At 69.9% G+C, this 17,023-nt stretch carries 19 protein-coding genes and 1 tRNA gene; 13 read left to right on the forward strand and 7 right to left on the reverse strand.

Going from position 1 to position 17,023, the window contains the following annotated elements:
• Window positions 1–14 precede the first annotated feature (14 nt).
• Both CAURIS_RS00910 and CAURIS_RS00915 read right to left on the reverse strand, forming a co-directional pair.
• A tRNA-Pro gene (locus CAURIS_RS00910) sits at window positions 15–91 on the reverse strand.
• 77 nt (window positions 92–168) lie between these two features.
• The gene (locus CAURIS_RS00915; protein ID WP_290342366.1) at window positions 169–1,071 is read right to left on the reverse strand and encodes a metallophosphoesterase; all 903 of its coding nucleotides are present in this window, start codon (window positions 1,069–1,071) and stop codon (window positions 169–171) included.
• A 35-nt stretch (window positions 1,072–1,106) separates the two neighbouring features.
• Between CAURIS_RS00915 and CAURIS_RS00920 the strand changes: the two genes are divergently transcribed.
• Entirely contained in the window at window positions 1,107–1,559 is a 453-nt protein-coding gene (locus CAURIS_RS00920; protein WP_290342367.1) for a GatB/YqeY domain-containing protein, read from the forward strand.
• On the opposite strand, the gene CAURIS_RS00925 is transcribed toward CAURIS_RS00920, so the two are convergent.
• Window positions 1,556–3,949 (reverse strand): transglycosylase domain-containing protein, encoded by a 2,394-nt coding sequence (locus CAURIS_RS00925; protein WP_435384011.1) that lies wholly within the window; start codon window positions 3,947–3,949, stop codon window positions 1,556–1,558. The two genes, CAURIS_RS00920 and CAURIS_RS00925, sit on opposite strands and share 4 nt — an antisense overlap.
• Before the next feature lie 214 nt (window positions 3,950–4,163).
• On the opposite strand from CAURIS_RS00925, the gene CAURIS_RS00930 reads away from it, so the two are divergent.
• The 4 genes from CAURIS_RS00930 to CAURIS_RS00945 are packed head-to-tail and all read left to right on the forward strand — an operon-like array spanning window position 4,164 to window position 6,077.
• Window positions 4,164–4,526: a WhiB family transcriptional regulator gene (locus tag CAURIS_RS00930; protein WP_290342368.1), complete on the forward strand. Its 363-nt coding sequence runs from the start codon at window positions 4,164–4,166 to the stop codon at window positions 4,524–4,526.
• Window positions 4,527–4,564: 38 nt separating this feature from the next.
• On the forward strand, window positions 4,565–4,720 hold the full coding sequence (gene sp36 / locus CAURIS_RS00935) for a Sp36 family protein (protein ID WP_290342369.1): 156 nt from the start codon (window positions 4,565–4,567) through the stop codon (window positions 4,718–4,720).
• Window positions 4,721–4,723: 3 nt separating this feature from the next.
• On the forward strand, window positions 4,724–5,206 hold the full coding sequence (locus CAURIS_RS00940) for a RidA family protein (RefSeq protein ID WP_290342371.1): 483 nt from the start codon (window positions 4,724–4,726) through the stop codon (window positions 5,204–5,206).
• A gap of 58 nt (window positions 5,207–5,264) precedes the next feature.
• Entirely contained in the window at window positions 5,265–6,077 is an 813-nt protein-coding gene (locus tag CAURIS_RS00945) for an MBL fold metallo-hydrolase (protein WP_290342372.1), read from the forward strand.
• A 52-nt stretch (window positions 6,078–6,129) separates the two neighbouring features.
• Here CAURIS_RS00945 and glxR read toward each other — a convergent pair whose 3' ends face one another.
• A complete protein-coding gene (gene glxR, locus CAURIS_RS00950; RefSeq protein ID WP_290342373.1) occupies window positions 6,130–6,813 on the reverse strand; it encodes a CRP-like cAMP-activated global transcriptional regulator GlxR in 684 nt (227 codons plus the stop codon).
• 297 nt (window positions 6,814–7,110) lie between these two features.
• Here glxR and nth point away from each other — a divergent pair, with 297 nt between their 5' ends.
• Genes nth through CAURIS_RS00970 form a run of 4 tightly spaced genes read left to right on the forward strand, consistent with a single transcriptional unit; the run spans window position 7,111 to window position 10,493 of the window.
• Window positions 7,111–7,941, forward strand: a complete 831-nt coding sequence (gene nth / locus CAURIS_RS00955) for an endonuclease III (protein ID WP_290342374.1) — start codon at window positions 7,111–7,113, stop codon at window positions 7,939–7,941.
• Between the two features lies 1 nt (window position 7,942).
• Window positions 7,943–8,530 carry a TlpA family protein disulfide reductase gene (locus CAURIS_RS00960; RefSeq protein WP_290342375.1) on the forward strand — a complete coding sequence of 196 codons (588 nt, stop codon included), beginning with the start codon at window positions 7,943–7,945 and terminating at the stop codon, window positions 8,528–8,530.
• Window positions 8,531–8,532: 2 nt separating this feature from the next.
• A complete protein-coding gene (locus CAURIS_RS00965) occupies window positions 8,533–9,246 on the forward strand; it encodes an NUDIX hydrolase (protein ID WP_290342376.1) in 714 nt (237 codons plus the stop codon).
• A gap of 56 nt (window positions 9,247–9,302) precedes the next feature.
• On the forward strand, window positions 9,303–10,493 hold the full coding sequence (locus tag CAURIS_RS00970) for a MarP family serine protease (protein WP_290342377.1): 1,191 nt from the start codon (window positions 9,303–9,305) through the stop codon (window positions 10,491–10,493).
• Here the strand turns inward: CAURIS_RS00970 and CAURIS_RS00975 are convergent.
• The 3 genes from CAURIS_RS00975 to CAURIS_RS00985 all read right to left on the reverse strand — a co-directional run bounded on the left by CAURIS_RS00975 (window position 10,490) and on the right by CAURIS_RS00985 (window position 13,113).
• Window positions 10,490–11,392, reverse strand: a complete 903-nt coding sequence (locus CAURIS_RS00975) for an alpha/beta fold hydrolase (protein WP_290342378.1) — start codon at window positions 11,390–11,392, stop codon at window positions 10,490–10,492. The two genes, CAURIS_RS00970 and CAURIS_RS00975, sit on opposite strands and share 4 nt — an antisense overlap.
• A gap of 102 nt (window positions 11,393–11,494) precedes the next feature.
• On the reverse strand, window positions 11,495–12,091 hold the full coding sequence (locus CAURIS_RS00980) for a phage holin family protein (protein ID WP_290342379.1): 597 nt from the start codon (window positions 12,089–12,091) through the stop codon (window positions 11,495–11,497).
• Window positions 12,092–12,252: 161 nt separating this feature from the next.
• Complete coding sequence (locus tag CAURIS_RS00985; protein WP_290342380.1) at window positions 12,253–13,113, reverse strand: HAD family hydrolase; 861 nt, start codon at window positions 13,111–13,113, stop codon at window positions 12,253–12,255.
• A 393-nt stretch (window positions 13,114–13,506) separates the two neighbouring features.
• Here CAURIS_RS00985 and ssd point away from each other — a divergent pair, with 393 nt between their 5' ends.
• The 4 genes from ssd to CAURIS_RS01005 are packed head-to-tail and all read left to right on the forward strand — an operon-like array spanning window position 13,507 to window position 16,992.
• Window positions 13,507–14,547 (forward strand): septum site-determining protein Ssd, encoded by a 1,041-nt coding sequence (ssd, locus tag CAURIS_RS00990; protein WP_290342381.1) that lies wholly within the window; start codon window positions 13,507–13,509, stop codon window positions 14,545–14,547.
• Window positions 14,544–15,653, forward strand: coding sequence for a TadA family conjugal transfer-associated ATPase (locus CAURIS_RS00995; RefSeq protein WP_290342382.1), 1,110 nt, complete (start codon window positions 14,544–14,546; stop codon window positions 15,651–15,653). Before ssd ends, CAURIS_RS00995 begins: the two co-directional genes overlap by 4 nt.
• On the forward strand, window positions 15,635–16,423 hold the full coding sequence (locus CAURIS_RS01000; protein ID WP_290342383.1) for a type II secretion system F family protein: 789 nt from the start codon (window positions 15,635–15,637) through the stop codon (window positions 16,421–16,423). The genes CAURIS_RS00995 and CAURIS_RS01000 overlap by 19 nt, the downstream gene beginning before the upstream one ends.
• A complete protein-coding gene (locus CAURIS_RS01005) occupies window positions 16,420–16,992 on the forward strand; it encodes a type II secretion system F family protein (RefSeq protein ID WP_290342384.1) in 573 nt (190 codons plus the stop codon). The genes CAURIS_RS01000 and CAURIS_RS01005 overlap by 4 nt, the downstream gene beginning before the upstream one ends.
• Window positions 16,993–17,023 lie beyond the last annotated feature (31 nt).

Here is a 17,023-nt window from a genome sequence, read left to right on the forward strand (position 1 = left end):
ACGACAATAAATAATGGTCGGGATAACAGGATTTGAACCTGCGACCTCTTCGTCCCGAACGAAGCGCGCTACCAAGCTGCGCCATATCCCGGTTGTTTCGCGCGTCCTAGCGGCGCGCGCTACTCGAGCAACTTTAACCTAGCGCGGTGCAAAGCCCAAAACACCAGTTCAGCGGCGCTCCGTCACGCGGATCAACGCCGCCGAGGGCGGGCAGAACAGCCGCACGGGAGCGTACTTGGAGGTGCCCAGGCCGCTGGAGACCTCGAGCCACATCCGGCCGTAGCGGTGTAGGCCGGAGGCACGGGCACGGTCGATGTCGGAGTTTGTGACCACGGCGCGCCCGCCGGGCAGGCAGATCTGGCCGCCGTGGGTGTGGCCGGCGAGGGCGAGGTCGTAGCCGTCGGCCTCGAAGGCGTCGAGGGGGCGTCGATAAGGCGCGTGTGTGAGCGCGATAGAAAGGTCGGCGTCCGCGTTGGGGGCCCCGGCGACGCGGGAGTAGTCGTCGAGGTCGTGGTGGGGGTCGTCGACGCCGGTCAAGGCGAGGCGCACCCCGGAGGCCTTGAACTCGAGGCGCTGGTGGGTGGCGTCGCGCCAGCCGTGCTCGATGAACGCGGCGCGCATTCCCTGCCAGGGCAGGTCGACGTAGGAGGGCGCGCGCTTCGCATCCCGCAGGTACTTCAGGGGGTTGACGGGGCGCGGGGCCCAGTAGTCGTTTGTGCCGAAGACGAAGGCCCCGGGGCGGTGGAGCAGCGGGCCGAGCGCGTCGAGCACCCAGGGCACGCCGGCGGGGTCGGAGAGGTTATCACCGGTGTTGACCACCAGGTCGGGCTCGAGCTCGTCGAGGGCGCGCACAAAATCCACCTTGCGGCGCTGGCCGGGGATCATGTGCAGGTCAGCCACGTGCACGATGTCGAAGGAGCCCGCACCGCGCAGGGTGCCGGGCTCAAGCAGGGCGAGCTCGTACGTCTTCAGCGTGAAGTTGGTGAGCTCGCGCACGCCGTGGGCCAGAGTCCCTGCCCCGAGGGCGGCGAGCGCGGTGAGGGTGGAGGCAACGCAGGTGGACTTTCTCACCCGGTCCACGTTACAGGTCGCGTAGTCTCGGACCCATGAGTGAGCTGAAAGCAACGATCCGCGCCGACCTGAAAGAAGCAATGAAGGCGAAGGAGAAGGAGCGCACGGGCACCCTGCGCATGCTCCTTGCCGCCATCCAGACGGCGGAGACGGAGGGGGCCAAGCACGAGGCGGGCGATGAGGAGATCCTGAAGATCATCGCCCGCGAGATCAAGAAGCGCCGCGAGTCCGCCGAGATTTACTCCACGAACGGCCGCGAGGAGCTTGCGGCCCAGGAACTCGCCGAGGCCGAGATCCTCGAGGTCTACCAGCCGAAGCAGCTCAGCGACGAGGAGCTTTCTTCGCTTATCGACGCCACCCTCGCCGACCTCGGCGCCAGCGACATGTCCCAGATGGGCGCCGTGATGAAGGAGGCCACCGCCCGGGCGGCCGGCCGCGCCGACGGCAAGCGCCTCTCCGCGGCGGTGCGCGCCCGGCTAGGCAGCTAGCCGCCGCCCAGGATCGAGTTGAGGGCGTTGCGCGCCTCCTCGATCTGGCGCCCGAGGTCGCCGAGGTCCCCGAGGTCCCCGAGGTCCGGCAGCTCGCTCGGGGCGTCCCCGCGCCCCTCGCCCCGCGGCGGGGCCCCGTCCGAGACATTGAGGGTGATCAGGCTGCCGGGAGCGAGCTTCGGGTCCGCGGCGTCTGACCACAGCACCGTGTCGCGGGGCTCGCCGTTGCCGGGGACCATGTTGACGGACACGGAAAAGCCCTGTTCCTCCAGCTGCTTACGCGCCTCGTCGACGTTGCGGCCGACGACCTGATTGACAGCGTTGCGGCGGTTGCTGGCCTGGAACGACCGGCTCGGCTGCGGCAAGCCCGCCTCGCGCGCGCCGGGGACGTTGTTCGCCATGCGGAACCAGGTATCGGCCGCCTCATTGCCGCCGTAGAGGTTGCCGTAGGCGCACTGGCGCACCGGCGAGGTGCACAGCGGGGTGGTCTCGGTGCCGTCGTTGAAGATGTAGGGCGCGCCCGCGACCGCCTGGGTAAAGCCCATGAAGGCGGAGGACTGGTAGGACTCCGTCGTCCCGGTCTTCGCCGCCACTGGGGCGTTCCAGCCCGCCGCGTTCGCCGCGCGCTGGGCCGTGCCGCTGCGCGCGTCTTCGGACATGCCCTGCGCCAGGGCCGCCGCCACGTCGGCGCTAACGGCCTGCTCACAGGGAGTGCGCTCGATGAAGACTTCCTGCCCGCGCTTGTCCTGCACGCTGACCACCGGGTTCGGCTCGCACCAGCGCCCGTTCGAGGCGATGGTGGCGCCCACGTTGGACAGCTCCAGCGCGTTGACCGCCGTGGGGCCCAGGGTGAACGAGCCCATGTTGCCCTCGGACACCGCCTGGGCGATGGACTGCTCGCCGTCGTAGGTGCCCTCCTCCTCGTAGGAGCGCAGGCCCAGGCGAACGGCCATGTCCACCGTCGGCTCCACCCCGACCTTCTGGATCAGCTCGATGAAGGTCGTGTTCGGGGACTGGGCGAGCGCGTCGCGCAGCGTGAGCCGCGGGGCGTAGGTGCCGGCGTTTTCCACGCAGTACGCACCGGGCGGGCAGCCGGGGGCGCCGCCGGCGCCCATCCCGTAGACGACGGAGCGCTCCGGGGTCTCCAACATGGTGTCGAGCCGGTAGCCCTGCTCCAGCGCCACGGCAGCGGTGAAGATCTTGAACACCGAGCCGGCGCCGTTGCCCACCAGGGAGGAAGGCTGCGGCAGATACGTCTGGTTCGCCGTGAGCTCGAGGCCGTAGTAGCGCGAGGAGACCATCGCCGCGATGTCGCGGGAGTTCTCGCCCGGGCGCACGACGTTGAGCACCTGGGCCACGCCGGTGGCCTCGGGGCTGACCGCCGAGCGCACCGCCTGCTGCGCCGCCTCCTGGACCTGCGGGTCGAGCGTGGTGGTGATGGTGTACGTGCCGGTTTCGAGCTCCTCTAGAGGCAGGCCCTTGCCTTCGAGGTAGCGCAGGGCGTAGTCGCACAAAAAGCCGGCGTCCCCGGCGGCGATGCAGCCGTCGGGAAGCACTGCGGGCTCGGGGAGGATCCCCAGCGGCCCGGCGGCGAGGTTGTCCGCCTCCTCCTGGGTGATGTAGCCCTGCGCCGCCATGTTCGTCAGCACCTGGTTGCGGCGCTGCGTCGCGCCCTCGGGGTTGGTGTAGGGGTTGAGATACTCCACGGACTGCAATAGGCCGATGAGCAGGGCACTCTGCTCGGGGGCCAGGTCGCTGGCGGGGATGCCGAAGTAGGTGCGCGCCGCCGCCTCGATACCGTAGGCGTGGTTGCCGAAGGAGACGAGGTTGAGGTAGCGGGTGAGGATCTCTTCTTTCGACAGCGTCTTGTCCAAATCGGAGGCCATGCGCATCTCCCGCAGCTTACGGGGGATGGACTGCTCGGTGGCCGCGCGCACGTCTTCCTCGTCCTCCGCCTCGATGAGCCAGAGGTAGTTCTTCACGTACTGCTGATTGATCGTCGAGGCGCCCTGCTCGACCCCGCCGGCCAAAAGGTTCGTCACCACGGCGCGGGCAAAGCCCTGGATGTCCACGCCCTCGTGCTCGTAGAAGCGGCGGTCCTCGGTGGCCACCAGGGCGTCCTTGGCGCTTTGCGAGATGTCCTCGCTGCCCACCTCGTAGCGGCGCTGCTTGTACAGCCACGCAATGGGGGTCCCGTGCACGTCGGTGATAGTGGTCACGCCGGGCACGTCGCCGCTGGTGAGGTCGGAGAGGTTCGATTGCATCGTCGCGTCTGTGCGCGCCACGGCCATGCCGCCGAGCCCCGCTACCGGGGCAATGCATAGCGCGATGGCCAGCGCTGACGCGACCATGGCGAGGATGAGTTTCACGAAAGATGTCAGTCCGGACACCCTCATTACCTTAAGGGATGGACCCCGTGTGGGGGAACCGCCAGATCCCCCTGAATGTGTGATGCATTCGACACCGATAGGGCCATGTGAATACACTTACATCAACCGATGCTTCCGTTGGGGGCCGTTGCAGGTTGCGGTGTGTGAGCGCAGCAACTGGACGGCCGCCAAGGTCCGCCCGTCGGGCCGCACGCACGTTTGTAAGGAGATCTCTATGACGACCACTCTCAGCCGCCACGCCACCTCCGCCCAGCAGCGACAGGAATCCCCCCGCAAATGCGATGCAAGCGGCAACCTGGTTCTTGACCGAGGAGAGTGGGTGACCCACGCCAACTGCCGCAACGGCGATCCGGACGCCCTGTTCGTGCGCGGTGCGGAGCAGCGCAAGGCCGCCGTCATCTGCCGCCACTGCCCCGTGCAGATGGAGTGCCGCGCGGACGCTTTGGACAACAAGGTCGAGTTCGGAGTGTGGGGCGGCCTGACCGAGCGCCAGCGCCGCGCGGTGCTGCGCAAGAACCCGCACGTGACGGACTGGGCCACCCACCTCGCCGAGGGGGGCGAGGTCGTCGGGCTCTAGCCCGGCGCCACGCCCGTGTGCCCAGGTAGGGTGTGGGCATGACTAAATGGGAATACGCAACCGTGCCGTTGCTCAGCCACGCGACCAAACAGATCCTGGACACCTGGGGCGAGGACGGCTGGGAGCTCGTCACCGTCACGCCCGGCCCGACGCCGGAGAACATGGTGGCTTACATGAAGCGGGAGGTGGAGTAGGCCATGACGCGGACTGAGACGTGGACTGAGCGCCTCGCGCAGTTGGATATCTCGCTTCCCCCGGTGGCCGCGCCCGTCGCCGCGTACGTTCCTGCGGTGCGCGTGGGCAACCAGGTGTGGACGTCCGGCCAGCTCCCCGTCGTGCAGGGTTCCCTTCACGCCACGGGCAAGGTCGGCGCCGAGGTGAGCGCCGAGCAGGCCGCTGACTTGGCGCGCCAGTGCGCGCTCAACGCGCTTGCGGCGGTGGACGACCTGGTGGGCATTGACAACGTCGCCCGGGTGGTCAAGCTGGTCGGCTTCGTCTCTTCCTCCCCCGACTTCACCGGCCAGCCCGGCGTGATCAACGGGGCGAGCGAGCTGATCGGGGAGATCTTCGGCGAGGCTGGGGCGCACGCCCGCTCCGCCGTCGGGGTCAGCGTGTTGCCGCTGGACGCTCCGGTCGAGCTTGAGCTCATTGTGGAGCTCACCTCGGGGCTGGACAGCTGAGCAGGCCGCGGGCCCGGAGCGAGTAGAAAACCCCGCTCAAACCGGTAGGCTGGGGCCCATGCAGCATCCTGCTTACAGCCAATTGCGCCAAGTGACCCCGTCGGCAGCGGTGGTCCTCGCCCCCAACCCCAGCTACGCAGCGCTCGAGGGGACGAACTCCTGGGTTATCCGCGCCCCGGGCGACGAGTCCAGCATCGTCGTCGACCCGGGCCCGGAGGACGAGGGACACCTCAACGTCCTGCAGGCAAAGGCGGACAAGGTTGCGCTCATCCTGCTCACCCACCGTCACCACGACCACGCGGACGGTGCCAGGCGCTTCCGCCAGCTCACCGGCGCGCCGATCCGCGCGATGGACGCCAACTACTCCGCCGGGGCGGAGCCTGTGGCGGACGGCGAGCTGATCTCTGTCGACGGGGTCACCCCGTGCGTGAAGGTCGTGGCGGCGCCGGGCCACACAATGGATTCCGTCTGCTACTTCGTCTACACCGGCGAGCCGGAAAGTGAGCAGCTTGAGGGCATCATTTCCGGCGACACCATCGCGGGGCGCCACACGACCATGATCTCGGAGACGGACGGCGACCTCGGGGCGTACCTGGACACGCTGGCCATGCTCGAGGAGGTGGGCAAGGACGTCATGCTTTTGCCCGGCCACGGGCCGGAAGGCCAGGACCTGTCCGCCTTTGCCCGCAAGTACATCGACCGGCGCAACCTGAGGCTGCAGCAGATCCGCGACGCGCTGGCCAAACACGGCGGCAACGTGGACGTGGGCACGATCGTGGACGAGATCTACGACGACGTCGACCCGGTTCTGCGCGGCGCCGCCGAGCAGTCGACCCGCGTGGCGCTGCGCTTTTTGCGCGATAAAGCCTAGAGCACACGCGAAACTCCCCCGCAAAGCGGGGGAGTTCGTCTTTGTGTGGGCCTTAGCGGGCGCGGCGCGCGAGGTGCTCGGTGTCGACGATGAGCACGGACTTGCCCTCCAGGCGGATCCAGCCGCGGTGGGCGAAGGTGGCCAGGGCCTTGTTCACCGTCTCGCGCGAGGCGCCGACAAGCTGGGCGATCTCCTCCTGGGTGAGGTCGTGGTTGACGCGCAGTGCGCCCCCCTCCTGGGTGCCGAAGCGGTTGGCCAGCTGCAGAAGGGTCTTGGCCACGCGGCCGGGGACATCGGTGAAGATGAGGTCCGCGAGCGAGGCATTGGTGCGGCGCAGGCGGCGGGCCAGGACGCGCAGGAGCTGCTGCGAGATCTCCGGGTGGTTCTCGATCCACTGCTTGAGCATGTCGGAGTTCATCGTCGCCGCCGTGACCTCGGTGACGCAGACAGCGGAGGAGGTGCGGGGGCCGGGGTCGAAGATGGAGAGCTCGCCGAACATGTCGGAAGGGCCCATCACGGACAGGAGGTTCTCGCGCCCGTCAGGGGCGTGACGGGCGAGCTTCACCTTGCCGTCAATGAGGATGTAGAGGCGGTCTCCCGGCTCGCCCTCGTCAAAGATGGTTGTGCCCCGGGCGAAGTTGACGGTTTCCATCTCCCCGATGAGGGCGGAGACAGCTGCAGGTTCCACGCCCTGGAATATTCCGGCGCGGGCAAGCGTCTCTTGTACGCCTTCCATGGATCCTCCTACTGTGGGGGTGTCGTTCGAGTGGCGAGCGGGTGCGCCCCGGCTGGTTGAGGGGCTGGTCAAGGCCACGTTTACAACCGAACACCCTACCAATATTCTGGGATATCCGTCACATCATCACGGTTATGTGGCGCACTTGGGGGTGGTGGCGCGCGCTCACTCCCCGAGCGCGACTGACTCCAGCTTCTCCATGAAGGCGGCGAAAAGCCCGAAGACCAGCGGAACCAGCGCGACAAGCAGAACGGTCATGGGTGCGATGCTACCTGGCGGCTCACTATAGTGGCCACTATGAGTGACGCGAGCCCAACCGGCCTGACCCCCCGTAAGAGCCGCCGCCCGGGCTCCCACCCGGCGGCGAAGGGCCGGGAGACGGATCTCGGGCGCACCCGTCGCGCCCGGCGCATCAACCGCACACTCGCGGCGACCTTCCCCGACGCGCACGCTGAGCTCGATTTCAGCAACCCGCTCGAGCTCCTCGTGGCCACGGTGCTTTCGGCGCAGACCACGGACGTGCGCGTCAACCAGGTCACGCCCGAGCTTTTCGCTCGCTTTTCGACGCCCCAGGCGTACGCCTCGGCCAACCAGGCCGAGATTGAGGAGATCATCCGCCCCACCGGCTTTTTCCGCGCGAAGGCTGCCAACCTCATCGGGCTGGGCCAGGCGCTGGTCAGCGACTACGGCGGGGAGGTGCCCACTGCGCTCGAGGACCTGGTCACGCTGCCCGGGGTGGGCCGCAAAACCGCGCACGTCGTGCGCGGCAATGCCTTCGGGCTGCCGGGCTTAACGGTGGACACTCACTTCCAACGGCTGGTCCGCCGGCTCAAGCTCACCGGTGAGGCAGAGGGCTCGGACCCGGTGAAGATCGAGCACGCCATCGGTGCGATGGTGGAAAAGAAGGAGTGGACGATGTTTTCCCACCGGATCATCTTCCACGGCCGTCGCGTCTGCCACGCCCGCCGGCCGGCGTGCGGGGCCTGCCCGATCGCCTTCGACTGCCCGAGTTTCGGCGAGGGGCCGACCGAGCCGGAGGCCGCGGCGGAGCTCGTGACGGGGAACGAACGGGAGCACATCCTCGAGATGGTGGGGCTCGACTCCGTCGGACGTGGGGAGGACAGCTAGCGTGCGCAAAAGCATCCTCATCAGCGTCGCCGCCATCCTGGCCGTGACCGCCCTGCTGGCGGTGGGGCTCATAGCGCTGCGCCCCGAGCCGGCGGGGCAGGAGTCCCAGGCGCTGCCGACGGCGGGGGAGGCGCCGGATGAGGCGTCGTCACGCGAGGCCGTGCCCCCGCGTCCGGACTGCCCGGCGGGAGGAGCCGGGGGAGTGGAGCTGGAATGCCTCGGCGGCGAGCGCGGCGACGATCAGGCGCAGGTCGGGGGCGTTACCGTGGTGAACCTGTGGGCGTGGTGGTGCGAACCGTGCCGGGCAGAGTTGCCCGTGATCGAGGAGTTCGCGCAGCGCAACGCCCAGTACACGGTGGTGGGCGTGCACGCCGACCCCGCGGCGGGCAACGGCGCGGCCTTGCTCAACGACCTGGGTGTCGAGCTGCCCAGTTACCAGGACAGCGAGAACCTCTTTGGGGGCGAGTTTGGCCTGCCCCGGGTTGTGCCGATCACGGTGGTGCTGCGCGGCGACGAGCAGCTGGCGGCGTTCCCCTACCCCTTCGAGGACGTCGACGAGCTCGAGGCCGCCGTGGCGGGGGTGGTGTAGCGATGCGCGACGTCCACCTCACCCCCTCCGCCGCGCCGGGCTGGCTTGCGTCCCTGGTGGAGCGCCTGCATGACGGGTCTGCTTCGGAGCTGGTCAGTAAGCGCCTCGCCGGGCGGTCCCCGGGCTCGGGCCGGCCCGACGACGCCGCGGTGCTCATGCTCTTTGCGGGCGCAGAAGAAGCCGCGGCACGGCCCGCTGACGCGGGCGTGCTCATCACGCACCGCACGCCCACGATGCGCAGCCACTCAGGACAGATGGCCTTCCCCGGCGGGCGCATCGACCCCGGCGACGACGGCCCCGTCGACGCGGCCCTGCGCGAGGCGCACGAGGAGACCGGGCTCGAGCGCTGGCGCGTCGCACCGCTCGCCACCCTGACCTCGGTGACCACGGCAGGAAGCAACAAATCGGTGCGCCCCATCCTCGCCTACTCCGCCGACCCGGGCCAGCCCTACGCCGCGAGCCCGGCGGAGACCGACGACGTCTTCTTCGCCCCGGTGGATGAGCTCCTCGACCCCGCCAACCGCTTCCAGGTCCGCCTCATGGGGTGGGACGGCCCGGCATTTTCCATCAACGGCTACGTGGTCTGGGGTTTTACGGGGGTGCTTCTCGACGTCCTCTTTTCCGCCGCCGGATGGGAGCAGCCGTGGGAGCGCGAGCGCGTGCTGCCGCTTGAGACAGCGCTGCGCGGCTCGCGCAACGAAGAACGCCTGCGCTAGCGGGCCGGGGGAGTAAGGTGATAGGTCCGTGTAACCCGCGAAGGAGCTGTTGACGCGTGACTGCCCAGATCGTCGTTGACGTGGTCATCGTCCTGATCATCCTCGCCGCCTTCGTCAGCGGCTGGCGCCGCGGCGCCGTCGCGGCGGTCCTGTCCGTGCTGGGCATCGTCGCAGGCCTCATCATTGGTCTGGCGCTGGCGCCCTTCGTCGTCGAGCTGGCCGAGGCCAGGTTCCTCCGCGTTGTCCTCCTCATCGCCGTCATCGTCTTCTTCGCCGGGCTGGGCAGCGCGGTCGGCGGGGTCGCGGGCTCCCACGTGCGCGACCGGGCCCGCTTCAAGTCCACGCAGACCCTCGACTCGGTGGTGGGCGCCCTGTTCCAGGCCCTGGCGCTCAGCCTGGTGCTCTGGTTCGTCTCCGTCCCCCTCGCCACCGTCCTGCCGGGCCCGCTCGGCGCGGGGGTGCGGGAATCGCGCGCGCTCGCGGTCATCGACAGGCTCGTGCCGCCGGGGGCCGAGAACCTGCCCGCGCGCTTCGCCGCGCTTCTCGACGACTCCGGCCTGTCGCCCCTCGTCTCCCCCTTCGCCACCACGGGCGCCCCCGTCCCCGCCCCGGACCCCGCTGCCGTCGACCCCGCCGTGGTGGAGCGCGCGCGCCCCAGCGTCATCCATGTCATCGGCGATGCCGAAACCTGCGGGCGCCACCTGATGGGCTCCGGTTTCGTCGCCGCCGCCGACTACGTGATCACCAACGCCCACGTCGTCGCCGGCACCACCGGCGTGCAGCTCGATACCGTGCTCGGGGTGAAGGAAGCGGACGTCGTCTTCTACGACCCGGGCGCGGACATCGCCGTGCTACATTCGCCGGGCCTTGGGCTGAGGGAGCTTCCCATCGCGGCGGAGGCCCTGTCGACCGGCGACGACGCCGTCGTCATGGGTTTTCCCCGCTCCGGTCCCTTCGAGGCTGCGCCCGCGCGCATCCGCGGGACGCTCACCATCGCCGGCCCGGACATCTACGCCACGGGCCGCGTCGAGCGGGAGGCCTACACTCTGCGCGGCAACATCCGGCAGGGCAACTCGGGCGGGCCCGTCCTCACCACCGGGGGAGAGGTCGTGGGGGTTGTCTTCGGCGCCTCCGCCGACTCCTCGCAGACGGGCTACGCCTTAACAGCGCGCCAGGTACTGGACAAAGTCGGCGACGTGCGCGAGCTGGACAGCGTCGTGGATACCGGGGAGTGCGTCACCCGCTAGGAGGCGGCGGGCCGAAGGGGCGTCGCAAAGCGTGCGACTGCCTCGGCGAAGGCGGCAGGGGCCTCGATGTGCGGGAGGTTCTTCGTGCCCTCGATGGCGGAGACGGTGACCGGGCCGCGCAGGCGACGGCGCTGGCGCGTGAGCAGCGGGCCCCACAGGCCGAGCGGCGGGTGCAGCAGCAGCGTCGGGGCCGTGACCTCCCCGGCGGGCGCGCGGTGCACGAGCAGGCGCGAGTACGCGCGGGCGTAGGGCAGGCAATGGGGGATCTCGGCGGAGCGCAGCCGCAGCTGAAGCGTCTCGCGGAAAGCAGGTGTGCGGTGGAAAGCCGGGGAGGTGTCGAACTGGAGCGCGCGGCGGTACACGCGGGCGCGCACGGTGCCCGAACGCGGGGGGTGCCGCAGAACGACGCGTGTGATCAGGGGAAGGAAGTCCCAGGGTTTCGCCCGCATGGCGGCACGCATGTCGGCCGGGTGCGCCGCGGAGATGGAGACGAGGCCGGTGAGAAGGTCCGGGTAGGCCGCGGCGAAGGCCCAGGCGACGGAGCCGCCGGCGTCGGCGCCGACGAGTACGCAGGTGCGGTGGCCGAGCGCGGTGATGGCGCCTTTGACGTCGCCGAGGGCGAGCAGCATGTCATTGCCGCCGCGCTGGCTGGGTTTGTCCGACATGCCATAGCCGCGCATGTCGAGGGCCGCGACGTGGAAGCCCCGCTGCGCCAGCGGCGCGATGGCCTCGGCGTAATCGAACCACCCGCCGAAGGCCCCGTGGAGGAAAAGCACGAGCGGGTCGGCGGGGTCACCCGCCGTCGTGGCGTGGAGCCGCAGCCCGCGGGTGTGCAAGAGCTCGTGGGAGAAGGGCCCGTCGAGCTCCACAACTTTTGGTGAGCACTCCCTGCCCGCCATGGGAACTCCTTTCGGTTCCGGGTTGTTGCGGTGTTGTCGCAGTTCAACCGAGCAAAAGGCCCGCGCCGGGAGGAAGCGCGGGCAGCGGAAAGGAAGCAGGTGCTAGTCGACGTCGACGGAGGTGGAGCCGCGGCCGCCGCGCAGGCGCGCCTCGGCGGCTTCCTCGGACGCCGCGGGGCGGCCCGCCGCGTCGGTGTACAGGGCGCTATTGTCGTCCTTTTCCTCGAGGCTCTGCTGGGCCTTCCCCGGAACCAGGTTCTTCAGCTCGTTGACCGAGGAGATGGTTTTTTCGGGGGTGCGGATGGCCTTGAACTTCTTGAAGCCGACGAAGGTCAGGATGCCGGCGACCGCGATCATCACCAGGAAGACAATGAGGAAGGCCGCCCACCACGGCAGCCACAGCGCCAGCAGCGCGGCCAGGAAGAAGAAGAAAAAGAAGCTGGAGTACAGGGCGACGACGCCAGCGCCGGCGAACAGGCCGCCGCCGACGGCGCCCTTCTTCACCTCGCCGATCACCTCGGTCTTCGCCAGCTCAATCTCGCTGCGCACCAGCGTGGAGACCTGCTCGGCGGCGGTGGAAACGAGGGTGCCCAGCGAATCCTGCCCGGGGTGGGTAACTCCCGTGTCGCGCAGTGGGATCGACTCCACCTTCCCTGTGACCGCGGTGGATCCGTCAGTGTAAAGACCTTTGTTGCTCATCTTCTCCAAGTACCTTTCTCGGGTGCACGGCTGTGGCATACGACACCCTCTCCTGTGAACAGCCTCAACTGTAACACCGTGCGCGGAGTGGGCGCGTGACACGCTCAATCCTAGAGAAAAGCACGACGCGTGCACGCCTAGTTATGTTACGCGCTGTTATGTTACGCGCTGCGGCGGCCTTTCTGCTCCCTGAGGATCCGCTGCGTCAGCCAGTACGCGGCAAGTGACAGGGCTGTCACTCCTGCCACGACGCCAGCGCCGATTCCCACCTCGCGGGCGTTGGGCAGCTGGATGAGGGGGACGGGGTTTTTGAAGGTGAGCACCTGCCAGTCGTGCGCGAGCGCGTGCTTGCGCAGGGCCCGGTCGGGATTGACGGCGACTGGGTGGCCGACCTTTGCCAGCATAGGGATGTCGGTGGCCGAGTCGGAGTAGGCGTAGCTGCGCGCCAGGTCGTACCCACGGGTCGCGGCGTATTCCGAGATTGCCTCGGCTTTGGCGCCGCCCTTGAGGTAGCGGGTGATCGCGCCGGTGAGCCTGCCGTCCACGACCTCCATCTCGGTGGCAACCACCTGGTCGATCCCGAGCTCGTGGGCGATCGGTTCGACGAGGAAGGAGGCGGAGGCCGAGATGATGATTACGTCGCGGCCCGCGCTGCGGTGCTGTTCGATGAGGTCGCGCGCCTCCGCGTAGATGGCGGGGGTGACAACGTTGTGCATGGTCTCCGTGGTGATGCGGCGGATCTCGTCGACCGACCAGCCGGTCACCATCTGGGTGAGGGAATCGCGGGCCGAGTCCATCTGCTCGCTGCTGTGCCCGGCGAGCATGTACGAGGCCTTGGACAGCGACAGCTCGAGCGCCTCCTGCCTGCTAATCAGGCCGTTGTTCACGAACTCGCGGCCGAAGGCGTAAGCGGAGGAGGTGGCGATGATGGTCTTGTCGAGGTCGAAAAACGCCGCCGTCGGGCGCAGCGCTAGGGCAGACCCGACCGGGTTCCCGGGCTCGGCTGCCTCGCGTGGTGTCATGACCCGTAGCTTAGACCTCGTCGGGCGTAAACGAAAGGCCCAGTTTGGTGCTGGTGGGGCGGATGTGATTTCGCCCGCGCTTTGAGGTAGGAAACGGATAGAAAGATTGTTCGCACTGGTCATCGCGCATCTTGCCTTTTCGCCTGCCTGTGTGCAATACTAAGAGGCGCACGGCCCCGATATACAGTGTGGCCGGCCCCGGCCCACCCCCCCCCGAGGCCGGGTTACTGACGGCCCGCGCACACCCCCCCGAGGCGCGGGCCGTCCCTTATTTTTGCTCCGAAGGCCGGGTTATGCACAGATTTGGCGTGACGCGTCTACAAAAATCGGTGTTATCCACAGCCGCGGCCTGAGTGCGTTGCCCGGGCGGCGCGCCTGCTGGATTGTTGGGGCATGTCCCACACCACGGCCGCAGAGCCGCTCCTCATCGCCGTCGCCGACCCCTTGGCCCACCCGGAGGCGCTCCACGTCGCGGCAGCTACCGGCCGTCCCGTCATTGACGTGGACGGGCCCGACGCCCTGCGCCGCCATTTCGCGCGGGCGCACGCCGTCTTCCTCGACGCTGCCCACGCGGATACCCTGTCCTCCCTGCCCGCGCGGCCCGGCGTGTTCCTCCTCGCCGCTGACGTCGCTCGCGCCCCGCAGCAGCACCCGGGCGCGGAGGGGGTGTTCGTCGTGCCCGACCAGGCCGGAGCACTGCTCCGCGCGGTCGGGGCGCTGCAGACGTGTGCTGCCACCGCGCGCGGCGGGGAAGCGGTGATTGCGGTTCTCGGCGCCGCGGGCGGGGTGGGCACGTCCACCCTCGCGGCGGCTATCTGCCGGGCTGCTCCACGCGGGCTGGAACCCATGCTTATCGACGCCCACCGTTACTCCGGCGGACTTGACCTCCTGCTCGGGATCGAGGAGGAAATCGGCGCGCGGTGGGGCGAGATCGTGCTCGGCGACGGCAGCGTCAACCGCTCGGATGTGCGTCGCGCCCTGCCGTCCACCCGGGATGGGATCGCGGTGCTCACCCACGCCCGCACCGCCATCAACGACCCCACCGGGGCGGATAAGCGGGACATCGAAAGGCTGGTGGCCGCGACCTCCGGCGCCGGGCTGACTGTCGTGGATGCGCCCGCGCACCTCGTGCCCGCCCGCTGCGACCTCGCCGTCGTGCTCGTACCGGCGGAGGTGCGCGGGGCCGCTGCGGCGGCGCGGATCGTTGCCGAATGCGCCGCGGCGAGTACCCCGGCCGCCGTCGTAGTGCGCCACCGGGCGTGGTCTTCGCTGGACAACGCCGAGATCGGAAGGATAGCTCGCGCGGAGGTGATCGCGGAGGTCGGGCAGGTACCGCGGCTGTCGCGCGCCGTCGAGGTGGAGGGCCTGCCGCAGCGCCTGCCCCGCGCCCTGGCCAAAGCCGCCGGGGCCGTTCTCGCGGAGGCCGGGCTGTGAGCGGGGCGGGGGTGGTCAGCCCCGACGTCATCGAGCGGGTGCAGCGCCGCTTGGCGGACGAGCCCGGTATACCCGACCCGGCGCGCCTTGCGGCGATCGTGCGCGAGGAAGCGGTGGTGATCAGCGACGTCGACGTGTTAGAAGTCATGCGCACCCTGCGCGACGACACCGCCGGAGCCGGCCCCCTCGAGGCGCTGCTCAACGGGGCGGACGTCACGGACGTGTGCGTTAACGGCCCCGACGCGGTCTATGTCGACCGGGGCAGCGGGCTCGAGCGGGAGGATTTCCGCTTCCCCTCCGACGCCGACGTGCGCCGCCTCGCCGTGCGTCTCGCCGCGGGCTGTGGCCGCCGGCTTGACGACGCCCACCCCTTCTGCGACGGCCACCTCATCAGGCCCGACGGAGCGCTGCTGCGCTTTCATGCCGTGCTGGCGCCCACAGCGCAGGTGGGCACCTGCATCTCCTTGCGCGTGTTGCGGGGCAACACGGCTACGCTCGCGCAGCTCGAGGCCTCCGGCTCGATGGACCCGGACTGCGCCGCCCGCCTGCGCCGCATGGTCCGGGAGCGCAAGTCCTTTCTGGTCGTCGGCGGCACGGGCGCGGGCAAGACGACGCTTCTGTCGGCGCTGCTGGCGGAGGTGGACCACGCGGAGCGCATCCTGGCCATCGAGGACACGGTGGAGCTGACACCGGACCACCCGCACGTGGTGAACCTGACTACCCGCGGCGACAACGCCGAGGGCGTCGGGCGGATCACCATTGCAGACCTGGTGCGCCAGGCGCTGCGGATGCGCCCGGACCGGATCGTGGTGGGGGAGATCCGCGGAGCGGAGGTGGTCGACTTGCTCGCCGCGCTCAACACCGGCCACGACGGCGGCGCCGGGACCCTCCATGCGAACTCCGTGGCGGAGGTGCCCGCCCGCCTGGAGGCGCTGGCGGCACTGGGCGGGCTCGACCGCGCCGGGCTGCATTCGCAGCTGGCCGCGGCGGTGGACTACCTCGTCGTGGTACGTCGCCGCCCGGACGGCAGCCGCCGGGTGCACCAGATCGGGGTGCTGGACGGCAACCCGGTCACGGTGCGGGTTGTGTGGGAGGACGCGTCGTGATGTGGCTCGTGCTCGCCTGCGCGGTCGCTGCCAGCGCCCCGCCGCGCCCGGCGCGGCGGGTGGACTCAGCCGCCGCGCGCACCCCTGCCGCAGCGTGGGCCCCGGTCTTCGGTGCGGCAGCCCTGCTCGGGGTGGTGGCGGTCGACCGGATCAGCGTGGTGGTCTCCGCCGCCATTGTCGCGGCTACCGCGGCGGGGGCTCTCGCGCGCCGCCGTCGTGGCGCGGAGCGTAGGGCGCGGGCGGAGGCGGTCGCGGTGTTCCTCGGCCACCTTGTCACCAACGTCAAGGCGGGGGCGACGCTGCCCGATGCCGTGGCGCGGGCGGCTAAGCGCATGCCGGCCTCCACACCCGAAGCGGTGGGCCGCGACGTGCGTCGCACCGCGGCTGCGGCGCGCTCGGGGGTGGCGCCGGAAAAGGCGCTGGGTGCTGCGCAGACTCCGGAGCTGCGGGAGGTTGGCGCCCTGTGGGAGCTCTCGGCCACCCGGGGGCTGCCGGTGGGGGAGCTGCTCACCGGGGCGCGCGAGCGCATTGACCAGGAACAGCGCCACCGCGCCGCGACGGAGGCGGCTTTGGCGGGGCCGAAGACCACCGCGGTGGTGCTGTCCGCCCTGCCGGCGGCGGGGCTGGTGATGGGGACTGCGATGGGGGCCAACCCCCTCGGGTTTCTGCTGAGCGGCGGGGTGGGCGGCGCGCTGCTCGTCGCCGGGACCGCGCTGGTGTGCGCGGGATACGTCACCTGCGCTCGGATCATCGAGGGGGCGGCAGCATGAGCCTTGTGGTGGCAGCATTCTTAGCGGCGGGAGCCCTGGCGCTCGCCCCACCCCGCCCCGGCGCTCGCGTGGTTCCCTCGGCGCGCCCGCGCGACGGCCCAGGCCGGGCGAGCCCGCCGGTGCTGGTAACTCACCACGGCATGGCCGCCGACCTCGACCTTTTCGCCGCGTGCCTGCGAGCCGGGTTGCCGCCGTCGGCGGCCGCCGGCGCCGTCGCGGAGGCCGCCGCCCAGCGTCCCGCGGGGGCTGCGGAAGCGTGGCGGACCGTCGCCGCCTTGAGCGCCCTGGGTGCCGAGGCGGAGCGGGCCTGGGCCGAGATGCGCGCGCTGCCCGGCGGGGAAGAGCTGCTCAACCTCGTCGCCATGTCGAACACCTCCGGCACGGCCGTGGCGGCTGGCTGCGAGCGCATCGCGGCCCGCCTCCGCGCCGACGCAGGGGACCTCGCCACCGCGAGAGCGGAGCGCGCGGGTGTCCTCATCGCCATTCCACTGACCGCCTTCTTCCTCCCGGCCTTCTTCGTTCTGGGGCTCGCGCCCGTTGTGATCGGCCTGGCCGGGAAGCTCACCTAACCTCATCGTCCGACTCCTAGGGAGGATTCTC

Source organism: Corynebacterium auris (genome assembly GCF_030408575.1).
GTDB classification, from domain to species: domain Bacteria; phylum Actinomycetota; class Actinomycetes; order Mycobacteriales; family Mycobacteriaceae; genus Corynebacterium; species Corynebacterium auris.

Excerpts from the sequence above, each read along its gene's own strand:
- CAURIS_RS00920 (WP_290342367.1), top strand. The coding sequence starts at position 1,107 with ATGAGTGAGCTGAAAGCAACGATCCGCGCCGACCTGAAAGAAGCAATG.
- CAURIS_RS00930 (WP_290342368.1), top strand. The coding sequence starts at position 4,164 with ATGACGACCACTCTCAGCCGCCACGCCACCTCCGCCCAGCAGCGACAG.
- sp36 (WP_290342369.1), top strand. The coding sequence starts at position 4,565 with ATGACTAAATGGGAATACGCAACCGTGCCGTTGCTCAGCCACGCGACC.
- CAURIS_RS00940 (WP_290342371.1), top strand. The coding sequence starts at position 4,724 with ATGACGCGGACTGAGACGTGGACTGAGCGCCTCGCGCAGTTGGATATC.
- CAURIS_RS00945 (WP_290342372.1), top strand. The coding sequence starts at position 5,265 with ATGCAGCATCCTGCTTACAGCCAATTGCGCCAAGTGACCCCGTCGGCA.
- glxR (WP_290342373.1), bottom strand. The coding sequence starts at position 6,813 with ATGGAAGGCGTACAAGAGACGCTTGCCCGCGCCGGAATATTCCAGGGC.
- nth (WP_290342374.1), top strand. The coding sequence starts at position 7,111 with ATGAGTGACGCGAGCCCAACCGGCCTGACCCCCCGTAAGAGCCGCCGC.
- CAURIS_RS00965 (WP_290342376.1), top strand. The coding sequence starts at position 8,533 with ATGCGCGACGTCCACCTCACCCCCTCCGCCGCGCCGGGCTGGCTTGCG.
- CAURIS_RS00975 (WP_290342378.1), bottom strand. The coding sequence starts at position 11,392 with ATGGCGGGCAGGGAGTGCTCACCAAAAGTTGTGGAGCTCGACGGGCCC.
- CAURIS_RS00980 (WP_290342379.1), bottom strand. The coding sequence starts at position 12,091 with ATGAGCAACAAAGGTCTTTACACTGACGGATCCACCGCGGTCACAGGG.
- CAURIS_RS00985 (WP_290342380.1), bottom strand. The coding sequence starts at position 13,113 with ATGACACCACGCGAGGCAGCCGAGCCCGGGAACCCGGTCGGGTCTGCC.
- ssd (WP_290342381.1), top strand. The coding sequence starts at position 13,507 with ATGTCCCACACCACGGCCGCAGAGCCGCTCCTCATCGCCGTCGCCGAC.
- CAURIS_RS01005 (WP_290342384.1), top strand. The coding sequence starts at position 16,420 with ATGAGCCTTGTGGTGGCAGCATTCTTAGCGGCGGGAGCCCTGGCGCTC.